This is a genomic window from Pseudomonas sp. CFBP 8772, assembly GCF_014841665.1.
GTDB classification, from domain to species: Bacteria; Pseudomonadota; Gammaproteobacteria; order Pseudomonadales; family Pseudomonadaceae; genus Aquipseudomonas; species Aquipseudomonas graminis_B.
In genome coordinates, this window is record NZ_JACYUI010000009.1 from 26,038 (window position 1) to 44,456 (window position 18,419).

At 49.5% G+C, this 18,419-nt stretch carries 13 protein-coding genes and 1 pseudogene; 4 read left to right on the top strand and 10 right to left on the bottom strand.

Features of this window, described 5'->3' with window-relative positions:
• Nucleotides 1-41: 41 nt before the first annotated feature.
• Together IFT99_RS18205 and IFT99_RS18210 are read left to right on the top strand one after the other, a co-directional pair.
• Nucleotides 42-164, top strand: a pseudogene (locus tag IFT99_RS18205) (NAD(P)-dependent alcohol dehydrogenase); the annotation flags it as partial.
• Nucleotides 165-280: 116 nt separating this feature from the next.
• Nucleotides 281-1,765 (top strand): site-specific integrase, encoded by a 1,485-nt coding sequence (locus IFT99_RS18210; protein WP_192134094.1) that lies wholly within the window; start codon nucleotides 281-283, stop codon nucleotides 1,763-1,765.
• A gap of 169 nt (nucleotides 1,766-1,934) precedes the next feature.
• Here IFT99_RS18210 and IFT99_RS18215 read toward each other — a convergent pair whose 3' ends face one another.
• The 6 genes from IFT99_RS18215 to IFT99_RS18240 form a co-directional block, all read right to left on the bottom strand.
• On the bottom strand, nucleotides 1,935-2,357 hold the full coding sequence (locus IFT99_RS18215; RefSeq protein ID WP_017683598.1) for a hypothetical protein: 423 nt from the start codon (nucleotides 2,355-2,357) through the stop codon (nucleotides 1,935-1,937).
• Complete coding sequence (locus tag IFT99_RS18220; RefSeq protein WP_192134095.1) at nucleotides 2,354-4,408, bottom strand: integrase; 2,055 nt, start codon at nucleotides 4,406-4,408, stop codon at nucleotides 2,354-2,356. Before IFT99_RS18220 ends, IFT99_RS18215 begins: the two co-directional genes overlap by 4 nt.
• A complete protein-coding gene (locus IFT99_RS18225; RefSeq protein WP_192134097.1) occupies nucleotides 4,405-6,198 on the bottom strand; it encodes a hypothetical protein in 1,794 nt (597 codons plus the stop codon). The genes IFT99_RS18220 and IFT99_RS18225 overlap by 4 nt, the downstream gene beginning before the upstream one ends.
• A gap of 95 nt (nucleotides 6,199-6,293) precedes the next feature.
• Nucleotides 6,294-7,445: a DUF4427 domain-containing protein gene (locus IFT99_RS18230; protein ID WP_192134099.1), complete on the bottom strand. Its 1,152-nt coding sequence runs from the start codon at nucleotides 7,443-7,445 to the stop codon at nucleotides 6,294-6,296.
• Between the two features lie 493 nt (nucleotides 7,446-7,938).
• A complete protein-coding gene (locus IFT99_RS26900; RefSeq protein ID WP_206758799.1) occupies nucleotides 7,939-8,241 on the bottom strand; it encodes a reverse transcriptase domain-containing protein in 303 nt (100 codons plus the stop codon).
• Nucleotides 8,242-8,937: 696 nt separating this feature from the next.
• Entirely contained in the window at nucleotides 8,938-9,156 is a 219-nt protein-coding gene (locus tag IFT99_RS18240) for a hypothetical protein (protein ID WP_057426281.1), read from the bottom strand.
• 295 nt (nucleotides 9,157-9,451) lie between these two features.
• On the opposite strand from IFT99_RS18240, the gene IFT99_RS18245 reads away from it, so the two are divergent.
• Nucleotides 9,452-10,672, top strand: a complete 1,221-nt coding sequence (locus tag IFT99_RS18245; protein WP_192134101.1) for a hypothetical protein — start codon at nucleotides 9,452-9,454, stop codon at nucleotides 10,670-10,672.
• A gap of 221 nt (nucleotides 10,673-10,893) precedes the next feature.
• Here the strand turns inward: IFT99_RS18245 and IFT99_RS18250 are convergent, their stop codons facing one another.
• Together IFT99_RS18250 and IFT99_RS18255 are read right to left on the bottom strand one after the other, a co-directional pair.
• Nucleotides 10,894-12,006, bottom strand: a complete 1,113-nt coding sequence (locus IFT99_RS18250; RefSeq protein ID WP_057426279.1) for an XRE family transcriptional regulator — start codon at nucleotides 12,004-12,006, stop codon at nucleotides 10,894-10,896.
• Nucleotides 11,999-12,619 carry a hypothetical protein gene (locus IFT99_RS18255; protein ID WP_192134102.1) on the bottom strand — a complete coding sequence of 207 codons (621 nt, stop codon included), beginning with the start codon at nucleotides 12,617-12,619 and terminating at the stop codon, nucleotides 11,999-12,001. Before IFT99_RS18255 ends, IFT99_RS18250 begins: the two co-directional genes overlap by 8 nt.
• 453 nt (nucleotides 12,620-13,072) lie before the next feature.
• Here IFT99_RS18255 and IFT99_RS18260 point away from each other — a divergent pair, with 453 nt between their 5' ends.
• On the top strand, nucleotides 13,073-14,041 hold the full coding sequence (locus tag IFT99_RS18260) for a DUF4238 domain-containing protein (protein ID WP_192134104.1): 969 nt from the start codon (nucleotides 13,073-13,075) through the stop codon (nucleotides 14,039-14,041).
• A gap of 662 nt (nucleotides 14,042-14,703) precedes the next feature.
• On the opposite strand, the gene IFT99_RS18265 is transcribed toward IFT99_RS18260, so the two are convergent.
• Nucleotides 14,704-17,508: an ATP-binding protein gene (locus IFT99_RS18265; RefSeq protein WP_192134106.1), complete on the bottom strand. Its 2,805-nt coding sequence runs from the start codon at nucleotides 17,506-17,508 to the stop codon at nucleotides 14,704-14,706.
• Between the two features lie 493 nt (nucleotides 17,509-18,001).
• Entirely contained in the window at nucleotides 18,002-18,334 is a 333-nt protein-coding gene (locus IFT99_RS18270; RefSeq protein WP_057428312.1) for a hypothetical protein, read from the bottom strand.
• Nucleotides 18,335-18,419: the final 85 nt, after the last annotated feature.

Here is an 18,419-nt window from a genome sequence, read left to right on the forward strand (position 1 = left end):
AATACACCGCCTTAACCGTCATCGTTTCTGCGAGGTTCTTCATGTACACAGCCATCGGTTACGCCGCCCAGTCCGCCACCGCCCCCCTCGCCCCCATGACGTTCAGCCGCCGCAGCCCGCGGCCGGACGACGTGGCCATCGAGATTCTGTACTGCGGCGTCTGCCTAACGTGTAACGCATGATGATTGACTGCACCGCGTATCTTAGAGATTGACAAAAAAATTGACAGACTGGCCGCAACGCCTAGCCTTGACTACAACTAAAGCTGGTAGTGATCGCAATGGCTTCATACGTCAATTCCACACATGCAGGCAGAATCTTACTCATACCCGTCATCCCCAACGCATTTGCTACCTTGTACGCAACCGTCTGCCCAACAGGAGCGGTACCTGAACAGCTGCATGGCTGTCAGTTTTCGCCGGAGCTTTATCGCGAAGACGAGGTTGAGAGTGATGAGCACCTGCGGAATGCGTACAACTTTCCATTCTTGTTTCACCAAGACGGGACGCCGTGGGTTGAGGCTAATTCCTACCTCCACCATCTCATTCAGAACCAGCACCCCGACGACCGCCCTACAGATCAAGCAAGACGCATTGCAGGCGAGTTGCTTGAGTATCTGATCTTTTGTGAGTCGCACGAGATCGACTGGAAAGATTTTTCGGGAAAGCGCCCGTCGCTCCGACCAAGCTACAAGTACTTCCAGCATTTAAAAACAAAAAGCCAACGGAGTAGTAGAGTAACAAACCAGTACACTGGCGCCGTATATAATTTCTACGAGTACGTTTCTCGCTATTGGCACGCCATTGACTTGGATCGCGTCGACACTGTCCGAAAGTTTATGGTACGGATTTCAACTGCTAAAGGTTCCCGTATCATTGAACGATTAAAGAGAAGTCAAACGCTGGCTACTCCCTTAAGTGCCGCTCCAGACATAGGCACGGTAAGAGATGACGGCGAGGATCTCAGGCCGCTTACTAATCTTCAACTGAAATCACTTCAAGACTCTCTCACAAAGCATAAATGGCTCGTGCAAGAACGGCTTATCGTCGACACTGCGTTGATGACAGGAGGGAGAAAGCAGACAGTTCTTACATTACGCGCCAGACACCTCTCTCAGTTCACGGATAAAAATCTAAGGAGAGATAATACGTACGCGTTAAAGTGCGGCCCTGGAACTGGCATCGATACCAAGCACAATAAGCCCCTAACAATTTACATCCCGAAAGGACTAGCATCTCGACTATTGGTATGGGTCAAAAGCCCAACATATCTGAGACGAAAGAAAAAATTCATTGAAGCCAGGATGGCAGAATCAAGTGAGAGCTGGAACTCCGGAGATGTCTACGTTTACTTGTCTGAGCAGGGAAATCCTTACTACATATCCAAAGATGATCCCGCTTACCCTTTCTTAAAGACACCTGCTAAAGGGCAAGTCACCTCAACCATTAAGCGTAAAATGGTAAAGTACTTGGGGAACGAGCTTCCGAAAGACTTTGTATTCCATTGGTTAAGAGCGACCTTCGCTTTCCAGCTATATCAATACTTGCAGCCATTGGTAGATGCGGGAAAGCTATCCCCGCACGAACAGATTTCAATCATTCAGGTTAGGCTAGCCCATAGCGACCGCGAAACTACTGAGCATTATCTGAAACTGTTCAAGTCGGTCAATGCCAACCTGGAAGCGCAAGAAGACTGGGAAGACTGGATCATGGGAGGCGAATACATGCTGCAAGACGACGGAATAAAGAAGTCAAATACGGAATAATACAGCAACTGAGACAGTTCAAAAAAGATAACCTCACTCAACAAATACAAGCTCCACTAAGAGCTTGTAACGAGACAAAAGCGCACCAAGCAAGTTAAGTATCTGTGAATAAATATCATAATAAAATAAATTTACATACTTGAAAACGCATTACCTAGATGAAACCAAACTACCCATGCGGATGCTTTGTTACGTTTCGGTAGCCTTTTAGCTCTAACTCCAAAAGTCTTACTCTGTCGACAAGCTGAAGATTTTGAGCAACAACTCTCTGCATGAGATTCGTTAGCGACAAAATCTCCGACTCCTTCTCTTCTAATTTTTTTAATGCTTTGTTGAGCCGCGTCAAATTTACAGATGAATCGGGTTTATTAGCCCGCCGAAACCTGTTTATCTCATCAATAAGACTTGCGTGAATTGCCCGAGACTTCTTGAGATAACCCGGATCGAAGCCTGCCTCTACACTGACTACCGCTGGAGTTACCTTGTAAGGAGCCAGCCCTTTGTGTGCAGGGTGTAGCGGCTCCCCAGCCTTAAGGCGCTCAAAAGCAACTCTACAGCGCTCAAAACCATTTTTATTAGCAGGCTTGTTCATTGCTTAAAATTTTCTTTCGCTTTATGTTTTGCATAAAAGGATTTCATTGTATCCAGCTCCCTTTCAAGTATTTGGCGCTCGCCGGAACCAACTGCGTAAGCTAGCAATTCACGCTCACCGCTTTCGATTTCAGCTTTCAATTTTATCAATGAAATCGCCGCCCCGTCACATGTCAAACAGGTAGTAACTTGACCAAGCATATAGGTGTCACAGTCACCATTTTTCGTACATGACCCAAGAAACGTACTTCGATAACTGAACTCTCCAGACTTGAACCCTTTCATGGTATCTTCTCGAAACTCTACGACGGTGATCTGATTTGAGGCAATACGCTCCCTCTGAGCCTGAATCTGAGCGCCGCCACCGCCGTACAAAGGCATCTCGCCTAATACATCAGCTATCAGCTCATAGGCCATTTGCATCGGCATAGCTAGTTGAAATTCGTAAAGAAAGTGGGTATTAGGAAGTGTAAACTCCCTAGTTTCAGGATCGTAACTCCCAAATATTGTCTTTATTTTTTCAAAATTATTTGCATAGTATTTGGCTAACTGCTTGGTGAAGTGCTTAAACTGCTTACTCACACTAGGCAAAGAAACAAAACCGCTGCTGCTTCCATATAGCGCTAGGGATCGGCGGAGTTGATGCGTGCTCAGCGGCCATGGTTTTCCAACCTCATATCCATCCTCCGGGAGAAAAATTCGGCAAGGGTCTGTTAGGTTGAGCTCATCCAGATCGGCCTGTGAAATTGTCAAGCGTTTCATGAAAGCGGGTTGCGATGGATGTTCAATGGTGGCCGGGCGTGGAGAGGATTGGAGGCTCCTGATCACCCCACTGCTGGTAAATAGATTCAACGATTCCGGCGCAACGCCATGTATTTTAGCCAGCCCCCTACAGACAGCTTGCGCGACTCTCACGGCCCTTACCACTTCCGCTGTGGCAAGCCACGATGCCTCTTGGCGATATCCAGTGTACTTAGTCGTTGTAGAAATGATATTTATCATCAGTTCAGGGTCACGTAAAAATCCACGGTCATCATAGGTTGCAGGTTCAATTTGCTCGTTTGCTATGCAATCAAATGGCAAGCGTCCGACCTCTTGATCGCGCATCCCCGTGTAAAGATGAATCGTGTATTTGGCGACGTGCTGGATAGTGGTCAAAAGCACCGTAAAACGTTGCCGCGAATCGCAATGATAATCGCCAGAGAAGAAGTCTGCCAAATTGTGAGACGCCGCTGCCATGCCAAAGTCAGGCAGCAACTCAACATTTGTACTGTCCAAAATCTTATGCTGAGTCCGGGAATCAACTGCATAGCACCGATCAGCGAACTTCCCAATAAAATCCTCAAGGATTGGTGCAATAGATTCGATCACCCCAAGATCTTCGCTCAACCCATTGATAAGTTTTATATACAGCATACTTGGAATAGCTGGATGTTGCTGGGACTTCTTTGGAGCTGCAACATCAAATTCATCAGTTTTGCCAATAACGAGATAACCAAGATTCGATCGACCCATTAAGGCCATTCGACTCAGTATGCTCATAGTATTTCTCTGCTGCTGGGGACGAGACTTCAGCTCTTTTAAAACAGCCCCCATATACACCGGAGTCGTGAATATATTTTCAAAGCTCAGAACGCCGACTAGGGGGTTCCCTTTCATCTTATAGCAAAATCTTCCGATGATGCGCAGGGTAATGAAATAGTCTAGGACTGAAGCCGGGGAGAGAGAACCACCATATCCAATAGAGGCATAGTACATGAAGCAAAATACTAAATATTTCGCTTCATCTACAATTGCAACCTGCTCGGCGTTCATCTCACCCTCAAAAAACTTGTCAAATCTAAGCTTTGACAAGTATTTCGCACTTAGCCTCAATGGGTTAATATCCCAAATATATTCGCCGTATATGGCGGTAGGCATGCCAGCTTTATCACGACAAATTATGAAATCCGCTGGAGGCCGAGCTCCGGGTCGGATACTCCCTACTACTGGGACGATATGATCGTCACTGGGATAGGCGTCGCTTGATATAGGGTTGTAGATGCTGGTCATAGGATTCCCATACGCTCGTAGCGCTGTAGTCGCGACTCCCAAAATGGAGTTAGCTCTCCCAACTCAAATACCCGATGCCTGACCTTTTCAACCACCCCCTTGGTCATATCAGATTTCGAGGAAATAGCGCTAATTATTTCAGCAAGCCGTATATCCAGATCTTTAAACAACCTGATAGTTTGACTGCCTGCTGTTGCAATTGCTCGGACAGTTTCAATCACATACGCCAAGCTCAATATCTTGAAGGTGTCTTCCTCATCCGCATGACATGAAAAATGTACACAATACAGGCATCCTAGCTGGGATTCACATATGGGCTGGATAGGTATCAACTCTTCACTCGGTTCGGGATTATTGAGCGAGTTGCATTGCCCTGCGGCGATTGAGGTCGTATCGGCTTTATCGCGTTCTTGCACAACCTGCGCCACCTTTCTAACAGCGGCCCAATAGTTGCTGTACTCACGGCGCTGACCATCGATCGATGGATGTGAGTAATGCCGAATATTAACCTCTTCAGTATGATTAAGAACATCAGCAACAACTTCCAAAGAATGCTCGATACTTAACAGCACCACACTTTTTACTTTCCGAGAAAGCTTTGGCGATATATTTTCAGCCGATGCATCAAAGTAAAGATCACGGATTCTCGTCCACAATGTCCACTGAAATCTTTTCGACAAGCCAGTGATAGACCTCAGACCCGCTCTGAAACTGATGAACAACTGATCACATTCCTCGCCGCGCGCAACCCACTTACGAAATTTTAGGTACTCGCGAAGAAGCCTAAGCCCTGTCTTCCGCCCAATTGTATACTTAGTCACTCGCCCATTAGCTCTTAACTTAATGGCTTTGAGCTGTTTCCTGAGTGTATCCTCAGTAATCAGAACCCCGTCATCAAAGTCAAATTGACACAATTCTCCGGCTGATGCGGCGGTGATATAAATGAATATATTCGCATAAGCCTGGAGCGCCAAGGATGCTAGCGCATTCCGGACACGACAATGAGGGTTACTGTTTGCAGATTTTAGCGTCTTTCTTAATCCTTTAAGTCGGTTAAGAGCATCACTTTTATCTATCCCATGTTTTCTAACGATCTCTTCAGCATTCAGAATGCTACCACTGCTAGTATCGATCGAACTTATTACTTTCGGATTTCTCTCAGTACTGATCATCCCATTCACGTAGGGAAGAAAGCATGAATGCTGCCCAGCTATATCCAGAACGAATGGAAACGGTCTGACCTCCATCAATGCTGCAGATAACTTCTGCGCCAGATCAAGCAGAACAGTTATCTGATTGCGAATGCGCATTTCCTCTGGAATTTCGCCCTCGATAAATCTGTCGAACCGTAATGTTTTAATCCCCCCTATTATCGATAACGCGGCCTCCTTTCCAAACTTCAGCTCGATTAAACGTTTCACGATTGACTGCAGAAATGAGCATCGAATCTTTCCCAGCTCGCGGGTCACATGAAGCTTATGTTCCAACGCAGCAATGTAATCCAAGTATGCTCGTCGGCATAAGTCTGGATTTAGAAAGACATCCTGGTGGTTATTGAGGTCAAACCAATCAATGACAAGCCTTATCGTCCCTAAGAAGGGATATATAGATGACTGACGTTTGTAATCCTTAACAACAACATCTAAAATCGCTTCGACTAATCCGATGCGCTCTTGCCTCAACGACTTTTCATCAACCGGTGTCGCATCTGAAGTGGCCCGGATTTTTTTTCGGCTTACTGGTATATCCCTGACTGAATAGGCTAAGGCACCTATATCAAAAGGAACCATTGCAACCTCCGGCAAAGAAAGCCTAACTAGTTCCGGATGAGTAACCTCCTCACACAAATCCTCTAGCGTGTAGATCATTGTGTCGCGAATGCATGTCATTTAAGCGAACTCTGCTCTGAGGTGGTTAGTAGATCAACGTCCGCTGTGACATCCGCGACGTAGTATGCTCCTCCACATTGTTCGCCGCTGAAGAATGGAATGTCATCAAACAACCCAGAGTTCAAAACGCTAAAATAGGTACTCCGAATTCCAAAATCATTCTGCAAATCGCCAGAGAGCTTCAACGCTATCTTTTCACGCTCACGTAGATCTTTTTGGCCAATCACGTCTCCCAAAGATGCCAAATAACGCCCGTGTTTATTTACCTTGACTAGATTAGCCTTTACCAAGGCCCTCACATACTCGTGAGTATTGTCTTCAAACCAGAGCCAGCAACCTCCCTCTTCGACATTAGGTTTATTGGGGACAAGCGCAGCCTGTTGTAAAACGCGCGCTTTAAAATCCAGCGGAGAGATGCAGCAAGTCATCGCACTAAGGTTCAAGCACGATTTGAAGTCATAACAAGCATTCGCGAAAGCAATCCTCACCTCATCCTCGCTGAGACCTTCAATGCTTGCAGGCAGGTACTCGCACACAAGAATGTGATCGAATTGCGTTTCAGAAATAATTTTCCGATCAATTAGAGATATTATGTCGTACTGTAAAGCTCTAGCACTCACCATGTCCGGCACCACAACTCCTATCCCCGACCACTTTTTTTGGGATAGCTTCAGTCCTGGAATGGTATGACCTTCCCACCCATCCATCTCAATCTTTGAAATACGACGACTGTAGTTCCCTGCGTGCTGCCACCGCCACTCGCGGTTACCATCGTTGTTACGAGACCGCTTAAACTTCAACCGAGCATCTTCGCTTTTGTGCTCTTGGCTCTCGTGTATCGCCCTATCCTCAGGACGCGCTTGCCCGCCGTTACTTTCAACCACAGGGTGAATGCCGCCTTTTTCCGCGACAGCTACGGGTAAGGTGAGGGCATACTGCGTAGCTGCATCATTGTGGGGGCGAAAACCGTCACGTACCGCGATCAGGTCAGCCAAACTGAAACTTGCGAAACACACTGCTGGTTGCGCGCTATGGATGGTTCTTTCACCCTCTCGGATGCCGAAGGTAGCCAAGATGTGCTGCAGACGCACTGCAGCCCTCAGAAGGAAGCCCGGCGACCAATGCTCATCGTCATACTGGAAGTTCATAGGAAACGCTTCTGGGATAAAGTCCGGGCGCGACTCACTTGTTAGATGGACGTATCGAAAGTAGTGCGCGATGCGAGGGCCCGTTCTCTGATACACCTTCTTATGCATTCCTAGCTCCGGTTTAAAAATACAGGCTCCCTCGCTTTCATATTTTTTTGAAGGCGACGAACTAGCCAAGCTGATGAAACCAACATAGATGCAATAGGAAAATCACGCAAGTAGGATCTTTGATTTTTCCGAGAAAAAAGCCTTAAAGATCATTATCAGTATAATTGCAAAAATAACAATAAAGCGCTCATCAATTATCGGCTTAAACGACCAAGAAAACCAATGACTGCCAATCCAAGTTAACGAGAAAAAACCCATATAATGATTATTTAACTAACAATTGAAGGACGCAAAAAGACTCGTTGAGGTGTCCCTCGTCACCGCTCCTGAAGCAACCCTGCCTCACTCTGCATCGGCGCTTACAGCCCGCGTCAACACTACGAGATCACCCATTTCGGCTCTGGTGATGTTCCAGAGCCTTAATTATCAGGTCGTGCCCAACGTGGTCGAAGAACGCGCTGATATGCACCTCCAGTGCCCAGTTCTTACGACGGCACCGGATGGAACATTGACGCAAGGCATCGTGGGCCGATCTTCCGGGCCTGTACCCATACGAGTCAGGATGGAAGATCGGATCGATCACAGCCTTCACATATCTTTTCACTGCGCCTTGGGCTACCCGATTAGAGACCGTTGGGATGCGAAGGATGCGCTCCTTGCCATTGTCTTTTGGAATGCGGTTTTCCATACAGGTAGCGGGAAATACGATCCTGAACACAGCCGGTTCCAGATGCGGTAGAGGTTATGATCGCGTCGCCGATCAAAGTCCGTGAGCCTCTGACCACCACAGACCGGCGCGCCACGATTGCGGCGTACATCCTGATACGCCATCCACACCAGCAACTTCGGTATCTCGAATGCTTTTCGCTGCACTAAAACGTCATCCTCATTTGAGTTGTGTCCCGCATAACGAAAGTGATCCCCACCCCTTCGCTCCAGCCCCATTACAGGTCTTTCATCACTACTACGGATGAGTCCGTCCCTATCCCCTCGGTACGTGCCGAGGATAGGTTCTCACGTTCCCCAAAATGGCCTGGCGCAGATTCTTCCTGCCTTAATAACAGGTGCCGTGCAGTCGGTAGAAAGGTGTCCTCTGCACTTCTCGGGGCTCGGCTATGGCCGAGCGCGACGCTGGCAATCGAAGCGCCGGGCTGTGCACACTCTTGAATGACCTGGGCCTTGAAGGACTCGGAATAGCAACGGCGTGTTGGCTGCATGAAATACCCGCTTGAAAGGCTAGAACTGGTGTCCACTTAAAATTCAAGTGCACACCATGTCTTGGCTTTGCGGGGCTGGGTAGTTGACTTGGCCGGACGCATACGTCCTAGGCGCTTGCGGCGGATTTTGCCAGCGCCCCGGGTGCCCATCAGCGGCAAGCTACCTGTCAGCCAAAGGCTGTTGAGGTCTTAGCAGAAAATGCTTTGCCTTTAAAACGCGCCTCACCAGCGATAAGCCGACGACCGATCTCTACAAAGCCGAGAATTGCTTCGTCGGCGCAATCCGCGACGTCGGGGAAGACAGTACGAATTTGATCGCACGTCAGATTGGCGTCTCTTGCACGCTGGAGCGTACTGTGACCTTCAAGGAGGCGAGCAGTACCCATAGGAGCCCGTACCGTATCGATTAGAGTATTCACTATCATTTTTATCACCGTCAGATGTATGAGGCCGACAACGTTATCGACATAGCCAAAATTACCAGCCGTCGACAGACTGGTCGCCCCATACCTGATGCGTGTTGAGGTATGGGGCGCATGCTCGGCATCGCCGGGATATGGTTTCACACACCGATGGGCGAGCTTGATACATTATCGGCTCAGCCGCTAGGTACCTGCCCCTCACACCTACTCAGATGGCGTGCAGAATTGGCGCAACCTAAATTATTTTTGGAAAAAAATTATGGGAAAAGAATTTTTAAAGTCTCGCGGAAATCGCACCAAAGATGAAAGCGTCATACATATGAATGACATGAAAAAAATCGACGAAATAATTGTACAACAATACTGCATCCGGAGATTAAAGCTGGAGAGCCCGGATGAATTTGAAAAGCTGGCAGCTTTCAGGGGAGAATTAGATGAGACATTGAAACAAGCGGGCTTCACTATCTCTACCAACCCTATTCAGCTTGACAGGGTTTTGGCGCTAATGGGATGCCTTCGCTTCGTCGAGCTCAAGAAAAATCGTAAACTAGTAAAACAGGGAGAGCCTGAACTAGCTCGTGCGGCTTTGATAGATGAACTGGCAGATGACTCCCCAATTGAAATTACCAAAAATTTCCTGACCAATGAAATTTTGGATAAGCTGCTGAGCTCAATGCGAGAGTGGGAGCCCCTCTTAACAGAATTTGAAAAAAAGTATAACTATCTAAAATACTATAGCCTATACGGCATTACCAATCACGTCCCAGGAGAGGTAATATATAAGCGTTTTTTTGAATCATATCATGAATTGGATGAGGTTTATTATGACGCAACCATGTTCAAAAAAGAAGCATTGTGGCTACATAGTAAAACGTCTTACCGTGATGAGCAGCTAGCTCACCTAGTCAGGACTAGCGCGAATGAGGTTGCTCATTTCTCTTCAAATATTAAAATCTTCGGGGGCGGACAGCACCAGATAAAAATTGAAGAAGTCGAACTAAAAGATCACTTAATACTAGCAATACCAACAGATCAAACACCTAAAAACATTGATGACGCTTTGTACAAGCTAAGAACAGCACTACTAAGTGCATTCATTGAGCAGGGAGGGTACCATCGCTTCTCATCTGACGAATTTGATAATTCAAAATTCATGTCTGACTATACATACAAACCTTGTGTAGTAGGGCAATGGAACAGGGTCAAAAATAAGATCGTAGGCCTGTGGGCCTGGGATACTTCAAGAAGCAAAACAGTGGCCGAGACAGTTAATTTTGTCCGTGAAGAAATGGGAAATTTCGCAAAAACCGTGGGTATAAAAACAGCCAGCTACTCCGAAAAATCAATCCAGTTGTATTATGAATCTGCCGTGGGTCAGATTGGCACGGGAAGACGAACTAGCGATGGTTTTTGCAAGATGCGTGATATTGACAGACAGGTTACAAAATCCGAAACCATTTTGGGGCTTACCGAGCATTGATCACCTGTTTAGAGGCGCCGAAATTCTTTAGGGACATCTGGTTATGGCTAGTACAGCAGGAACCTCACTCATAACATCAACGCAGAGAGCAGGTCTGGCTCAAGAAGGGCTGATCAAGGATCAAGGTCATCCGGGATGCGAATTCGAGATGGCCGGAGCAGGATCTTGAGCACGCATCGCGACAACAGCGGTGCGCGCCAGTCTAGCTGTAGGTGGCACTCCTACCCAGAGTGTGTGCTGACGAGTCGTAGTGGTGAAGCCGGTACGTTCAACAAATACCGCCCGCTGACCCACTCAAACGTCAATCCAGAAGCAACTAATACCTTTTTCCAGCTGGAATAGTCCAGCAAATCCAAAGCCCTCTGCACCAGCATAGGGGCCTCTAATGGGAGAAGATCGTCATATTCTTCAACCTTGGTGAATCCCTTGCGGCTGAGATGGGTAAAGCCCGATTTCGCCTGCTCGGCGGTAAGGAGATCAAGCGCCCTACCCCGATAAATCAATGCCTTGAAACTTACCTTCCAGCGCAATTTGAGCTCCTTCAACGCCGGCCAGTTAAGGTACCGACCGCGCATTGCAGGGAACTCAGAAGCAAAGCTTGCACGCGGCATCAGCAGCGCGCTCGCGAATTGATTTGCTTGATCCTCGGTGTGCCGGCAACCAGTCTCGATTCCTTGGTGCATGACCAGATGACCGAGCTCGTGAGCTAGGTCAAAACGCTGACGGCCTGGGCTGCTTTTGGCCGTACTGCGAACGATCAACGGTCGTTTGTTGAAGAGCGAAAAAGCATCCACGCGCTCGTCGACATCAGCCAAGTTGACGACGAGAACACCGACTTTTTCAGCCAGCTTGGTCATGCTGGATATGGGGCCAAGGCCCAGGCCGTGGTCGCGGCGAAACTTCTCGGCGATTTTCTCAATGTCCCCTGCTGTCGGCGTCGGCCCGTCGTAGGGTTTGAAACTAACCGCCGGAAAGTCGACCTCCTTTTCAAGCTCATCAACCAGCAATTCAAACATTTCCACTTGAGCAGCGACTGTCTTTTTCAGCGTCTGAGAGGAGGATCGCACGCTACGAAAATGGCACTGCTCAAGGTCTACTTGCCCTCGGCGAACGGTAAAGAAAAAACGCTCATCAACGCCTAGCAAATCGCTCAACTGTTGAAGCTGGGCCGGAGATGGCACGGCGTTGATTTCAAGCTTGTGGGCGTACTGTCGCGTAACCGCGAGCAGGTCACCGATGTCAGCCAGCGAACGGCCCGCAGCGCATCGTGCGAGCCGAAGCTTGTCTGGAGAAAATTCATCCCCAAGCGGCAAAAAACCATTTCTATCATTCATCGATCTGGTCAGCGTCTATCGGTACATTTCGGTCGGCATCTTTTTCCCTGCGAGTAGGGAATTGTTCCGGAATATCTACTTCCACTGGCAAATCGATCGTACGAACGGACTGCAGTGGTGTGTAATCGTGCATCCACTGACAAACGACATTTTGATTGGTATCGAATCCCATCACCGTAACAGTCAGCTTGGGATCTTCCATATTGCCGTCGCTGTCGACATACAGGCGCCAGGTTAGGTTGCCGTCGTTCGAAGGGCCCAGTAGGCTCGCCTGATACAGCTCGGCTCGGCTAGCCGCCATGCGATGCGCTTTCTTGCGCACATCTGGATCGTCCATGACGACTTGCATCAAGACGCCATTGACGCTTGGGGTGTAGTCCATCGTGCTATTAGCGAGCTGGAACCAAGCCAACGACTTATCACGATGCATGGTTTTGAACCGGCCATGTACGCGCCCATAAAGCAGTGTCCCAACCGTCCAGTTCGTGTCGTCGTCCGTTGATGCCGCGACTAGGGCGCGGTAGGCCGCGTCCAGCACGTTGTTGCATACGATCCCCAAGTATTTGGGGGTCAGCTTAGGCTCGAAATCACTTGGATGCTGGATTTGGGGCATGCATGGCGCTCCTAAAAGCGTGCAGAAAACGGTTACTGTCAACCGGCATTTTTGTGCAAAATTAGGAGTATGTCAACTGCATTGACATCGCATGGTGAAAGCGAGACTCGACAAGCGGAAAGACTTGGCTCAATGCATTGGAGCTACCTGAGTGATTTCGTCAGCGGCGACTCGTTTACCCAGCGTTGCCGACTGGGCCAGCAGTGCATGCCCACCGAATGCGCATCCTTCGCGAAAGGCTCATTCCCTTACGGTTTTTTATAGGGGTATTCGTAAGGTCAGCGCACTTGGCAAAGCCGATTGTTGTGAGTAGCGGCCAAGCTCTCTCGTTTGCACACCGACGCTCAAAGGCGAAAAGATGCCTCTCACCGAGCATTCAGCCACGTATTCTGATCCAACCTTTCGCACCCCTAAGTGGAGGCCTCCCCACATGACTTCAAAAGGACAACCCAGTTGCGTCAAGGAAAAATTAGCAAGCACAACCATTATGTGTGGGCCCATTATCTTCGCGGCTGGGCCAATGCCAACAAAGACATTTACCACCGAAGCAACGGAGGAATCAGCGCAAGTAACTCTAAAATTCTGGCGTGCGAGTACGGCTTCTACAAAATGTCGCCCGTCTCTGAGGCCGAAGAGCAGTCGTTGCTGACCTGGATCAGCGCGTTCGACGCTGAACTACAGCCGATACACAGATCGTTGCTTGCCAAAGTGATGGAGGTATCCTGCGCCTATCAAGCATACGGCGACGCCGACCAGCCGCGTGGGCAGGAGATGCTGGCCTTCAATCTCATGGAAAACCTGCACACTCGTTTTGAGGATGCTGGACGCCGGGCACTCGACGAAATTCGACTGGGCAACTATTCCTACCTCAGCTCCTCCTTGAAAGCCGCAGAGGGATTTCACAGTTACATTGGGCAGCAGATGACTCGCACCAATCAGTGGAAGAAAAACGCGATCTCAACCGCTCGTGTAGCGTCACAGGCGCTTTGCGACTTGGTGGAGAAACACTGGTGGCTCATGAGTTTCATGTTAGGTGCGAACGTTGGCGTGAAGCTCTCGATGACAGCCATCTCCGGACATTTCGTTATTCTGGAAAACCAGACCAACACTCCATTCGTAACGAGTGACAATCCGGTTATAAATGTTCACCCGTCTGCGTTGGCGAACGAGAGTGAAGACAATTCGCTGCGATATTCGGATGTGTATTTCCCCATTTCTCCAAGGGTCGCTTACATCGTCAGTCAAAGCGACACCTACGGACGAGGAATCAGGCAAGCCTCCGAGGGCCTCGTGCGCAGGCTCAATAGTGAGATGCGCCGTCGGTGCGACAAAACACTGTTCGCCGACTCAAGGGAGATGATCAAAGCAACCAAGCAACCCTCCCCGTTTAACCACGATGGCCTCGCGAGGGATTTGCTCTGAACCTCGATTTTTTGTGGTGCACAGCACAGCAATGACCTAATAGGTCTCTCAACCACCCTTTTCACGATGCGATCCGCGAGCAGCGCGTTGGCTCTCGGGATCACGTGTTAGCTCGGCTGTCCAGGTTCTGAGGTGATCAAGTACACCGCCTTCAACGCGCACCATCGAGGGTCAAGATAGCAGCAGCCATGGATCGTTTCGTTGAGAGCCAGAGCCCTACAGAGCCGCAAACTCTGGAGCTGTGACCGCCATCGGCCACGAACTAAAGCCCCAAATACGAGGTAAAGAAATCATCTCGGATCTTGGGGCTGGCACGGCCTTGGCTGACCAAGAAAGATTGCAGGTACCGGGCAATGTGCCAATGAAGTCTGTACCGAATCTCAATGAACCCATCATGAAGCTCGTACCAACTCTGCGGAGAAGCTGAAAAAGAGCATTAGCCAGAACCCCTAACCCTGAGCCTGCCATGCGCACATGCAAACGTGACAACTCGTCGTAACCCGGACGTCTCCGGGACAGAGCCAAGCCATAAAACAAGAGCCAGGATCCCCTGCTCTTTGTGTTGCCCGCCCTCAAAAAGCCACCCACTGTAGAAACTAGCGGAGTGGAATGCGCGTCCTGCCATTCAGAAAGCAGTCTGCGACGCGCATAACACTATGATGCTATGGCAATTTCGCTGTCAGCTTTTGGAGTTGAGATTCCAACTGTTCGCGGTATTTGAGGTCAGTGGTGAGCTCGCATGCAGCTGTCATACTGGCTACGGCCTTTTCTACTTCACCCAATGCCTCCCAACATTGGCTCTGCTGGACATGATAAATATTCCTTCTGCCTTGTGCCTTTTCATCATTCTCAACCATATCCAATGCAAGCGTCGCAGATTCAATTGCAAGCTCTGGGGTACCCAAGGCCAGCTCAGCCCGGGTCTTTTGATAGAGTACCCAGTGATCAATACGGTCTGGGGGTACCTTATCAATCGCCACCAAGGCACCTGACGCTCTGTTTGCTTCAATCAACGTCTTCGCTACCACACGAGCTGTGTAAGAAGTCAACCGGTCACCGCGACTGACTTCATCTGCGAAGCTGCAAGCCGCCTCGTTGAGCTCATTGGCAAGCGCCTGCTTCCCAGCCGAGCGAGCCGCAACGGCAACATTCGTCAGCCCTTCACACGTATTCGACCATTGTCGCGCCTCCACAGAGTTGGGACGAATCGTCAGCATCTCTGGAAATGCCTCAGCGAGGACAAGGCAGATACCAGCGTGGTGATACCCATAGAGGCTAGTGAGGGCCAGAAATGCCTCATAGAATTGATCGAAGCCTTCCAGCGCCGAAAGCCCAACGACATCGGCGAGCTGTTGAACCTTTACCGAATCATTCTTGATTTGATCACTAAGCGTAAAGTAGCTCCTAAGCCTGCTAATGGCCGCTAGCGAAACGCGAAGCGGAACTTTCTCCGGCGAATCAAGCGTGCGGTCGATAAGATATCTATTGGCTATCTCACCCTCTGCCGCCATTGTCTGCGGAACACCTTTCTGGGTGCCTAGATGTGCAACCTGACCATGAGCAGCGTGCCAATCGGGTTTTTCAGCTAGTAGGCGCTTGAAACAATCCAGCGCCAGCTCTGGCTTAGCGCAGCGACGAAATGCTTTCCCTTGATGGTGCAGCAGCTCAGCTCGCACCTCTGGATCAGAAGCCGAATCGAGAGCTTGGCCAAATTCTTCAGCGCATCGTTCGTAGTACGCGCTACGCTCTTCCTGAGGCAGGGTATAGGCATGTCCTTCCTTGGCGTCCACGACGCACAGCAGTTGGGCCATCGGCATATCACCAGTGACTGAGGTTTCATGCAAGCTGGGCACTAAATGCCTGATAGGGTCAACCTGCATGAGCGCGTATGTCAGCCAATCAGGCGCCCTATCCCCTTTTCGATGATTCGCAGACTTGAGTTGCGCGACGGCCAAATGGATCTGGCGCAACGTGCTTGGAACCATTTCACCGTGGCTGAGACTCACATACTGTTCGATGGCGGTGGCCAAAACGCCGTCGTCCTCAGCGGTGCGAACGGCCCGGCAAATAAGCTCATGCACGGCAACAGTTGAGGAGGTAGCAGTTCGGCTCAGAATTGCCAATCTCTGTAGCGCCGCTCGCGCCATTGTGCCAATGAAGCTGTTGAGAAATTTTATTTCGTAGGTTCTACAGCCACCATTGGCGATCTTGACTAAGGCGTTGCGGTTTTCCGGACTCAACTTCCCCAGCATTAGCGACAGTATTGAGGTGCCATCTGCTTGCTGTGCTTCACCAGGGCTCTCAAGCACCTCCCGATACAAATCTTCCTTGGATATATTGTCCTCGTCACCTAGACTTCGCACGATCGATAGAATAAGAGGTGAGAATCGACATTCATCGACAAACCTTCGACAAGCGTCAGTAGCGGTCGCCTCGCTTTCATCTAAAATCTGAAATGCTGTTTTATGGGAGACTCGCTCAATCGGGACACAAACCCTGGCCTCCTCCTTACCAGTCGCTCCAATCTGAGAGGTTACCAGCACTCTGCCGCCCTGACCGAACCCGGCAGCCAGCTCCGACTCTAGCTGGCTGGGCTGCAACGCACGAGTCAGGTCGTCTACGATAAGCAGGGTTTTAGAGGCATTGAATATCCCCGCAACGTTGATGGCGACCCCGCCGCGAACCCGTTTTATCGCGCTAAGGGCTACATCAGGCCTCCAATCCTCTCCGGAAATCCAAATATAGTTTTCGTATTCATCCAGGGTCTCGCGAACGTAATTAATTGCGGCTTGCGTTTTGCCTGCTCCGCTCAGCCCATGCAGCACGCAAATCTGAGGGCCGGCAGCGAAATGATCGCGGATCTGGCGAAAGAAAATCTCTTCACTTTTGAAATCCGCACAAACTGGCGGTACACGGCCAAAGTATGCGTAATTGTCAAGATTCTGCCCGAAATCTGGAAAATACTCGCGAAAAAAATCGGCGTGATTTGAATTGCCGATGGATGCATCAAATATATGCTCAGCAAGATCACGTGCGCTTAGAAATCGAATCTGTTCTGAGAACTCTTCGGCCAATTTAGTTTTGTTAAATTTAACACGAAAGGACGCCGGCTGTTCCTCGCTAGAGACCAAATAAATTCTCTCTGGAACTCGACCAGCGCAATGCGCCAACACATGAGTCAAATCTTTCTCAATTTTTGCAAATTTAATACTGTCATCGGCGGCTTTTACACCAACAAAGTAACCTTCTTCAGTGCTATATTCACCCACCACCTTGAAATCGTGAGAGTAGGTATCCAAAGTGTAGCCGACCGGCTTGTAGTCCTTGTTCACGCCGCGCTGAATCAGGGGGGTACCTTCAAGGATTTCGAGAACTTTGTGACCTACAAACTCAAGTGACACGGCATCAATTTCAACTATTTCTTCGATCAAGTCTTTGACAATGCGCTTTCGAACAAACTGAGCCATTCATTCCCCCTAACCATCAGATATTGTGCTGCGGCGAGCCAACGCAGACGTCGCCCAACCTCGATCTATCCGTCCTGGTAGACCTCATTTTCGGCCACCAGTGCCTACTGTCCGGTGTATTTTACCTGAGCCGGATGAGGTAATGCTGAACCGCCTGCAGTGGGAAGCGCGGGAAAAAGTACGAAGCGAAAGGCGTACCCGATCCGGACGCTGCCATACTCCGGGCACTGAGCCCACTCAAGGAGTCGACATGCTGATCGAGTTCGACCTCAACCATAATGACGCGCATCCCAGATGACCACCCCATCGCACTCGACCTATTCAGGCGTTCGCATCGGATCTGGCCAGAATATGTGCGTTCTCTATCTACAGAGTCAGTCCCGAGCGATCGCTTTCGACCCAGTACAGCCAGCAGCACGAGGCAGAAACCGACCAGCAGCTAACCTTCAGGGTACGTCAAAAATCGGTAGCGATTCCTAGGTCTTCATACGAGCTACATCGTGTTGATGGAGACGACTTCCACATAACGGTATTTTTTGCGCGCCGCTTTTACCGCCTCTTGCTCTGCTAAGAGCTTGCTCAGCGTGTTGGCTTCGTGGGTGAGCTCAAATGTTTTGCCTTCAAATTCATTTCCTACACGCAGGGTTACTCGCAGTCGGGGGGTGAATGCCTTGGCTACTTTCTTCCTGGCTCCAGGCGCCGCAGGCTTCACGAACACAACCTCAGGAACCGGCTCCTGGATCGGGGCAGCTGAATCCTGCGTTACAGGCTCAAAGGAGCCAAAAAGCGCACGGCGCATTTCTTGTTCAGTTAACTGTGAAGTCATGTGGACTCTCGGATGACAGCCATTTCAGGCAAGCATCATTTTACCAGTATGAATGGGGCGTCCCAAGCCCGAACATTTGATCCGC

Bases quoted from the DNA above. Each gene is read 5' to 3' on its own strand.
- IFT99_RS18210 (WP_192134094.1), top strand. From the start codon at position 281: ATGGCTTCATACGTCAATTCCACACATGCAGGCAGAATCTTACTCATA.
- IFT99_RS18240 (WP_057426281.1), bottom strand. From the start codon at position 9,156: ATGGGTACTGCTCGCCTCCTTGAAGGTCACAGTACGCTCCAGCGTGCA.
- IFT99_RS18225 (WP_192134097.1), bottom strand. From the start codon at position 6,198: ATGGTTCCTTTTGATATAGGTGCCTTAGCCTATTCAGTCAGGGATATA.
- IFT99_RS18215 (WP_017683598.1), bottom strand. From the start codon at position 2,357: ATGAACAAGCCTGCTAATAAAAATGGTTTTGAGCGCTGTAGAGTTGCT.
- IFT99_RS18220 (WP_192134095.1), bottom strand. From the start codon at position 4,408: ATGACCAGCATCTACAACCCTATATCAAGCGACGCCTATCCCAGTGAC.
- IFT99_RS18255 (WP_192134102.1), bottom strand. From the start codon at position 12,619: ATGCCCCAAATCCAGCATCCAAGTGATTTCGAGCCTAAGCTGACCCCC.
- IFT99_RS18230 (WP_192134099.1), bottom strand. From the start codon at position 7,445: ATGAACTTCCAGTATGACGATGAGCATTGGTCGCCGGGCTTCCTTCTG.
- IFT99_RS18270 (WP_057428312.1), bottom strand. From the start codon at position 18,334: ATGACTTCACAGTTAACTGAACAAGAAATGCGCCGTGCGCTTTTTGGC.
- IFT99_RS26900 (WP_206758799.1), bottom strand. From the start codon at position 8,241: ATGGAAAACCGCATTCCAAAAGACAATGGCAAGGAGCGCATCCTTCGC.
- IFT99_RS18265 (WP_192134106.1), bottom strand. From the start codon at position 17,508: ATGGCTCAGTTTGTTCGAAAGCGCATTGTCAAAGACTTGATCGAAGAA.
- IFT99_RS18250 (WP_057426279.1), bottom strand. From the start codon at position 12,006: ATGAATGATAGAAATGGTTTTTTGCCGCTTGGGGATGAATTTTCTCCA.
- IFT99_RS18245 (WP_192134101.1), top strand. From the start codon at position 9,452: ATGGGAAAAGAATTTTTAAAGTCTCGCGGAAATCGCACCAAAGATGAA.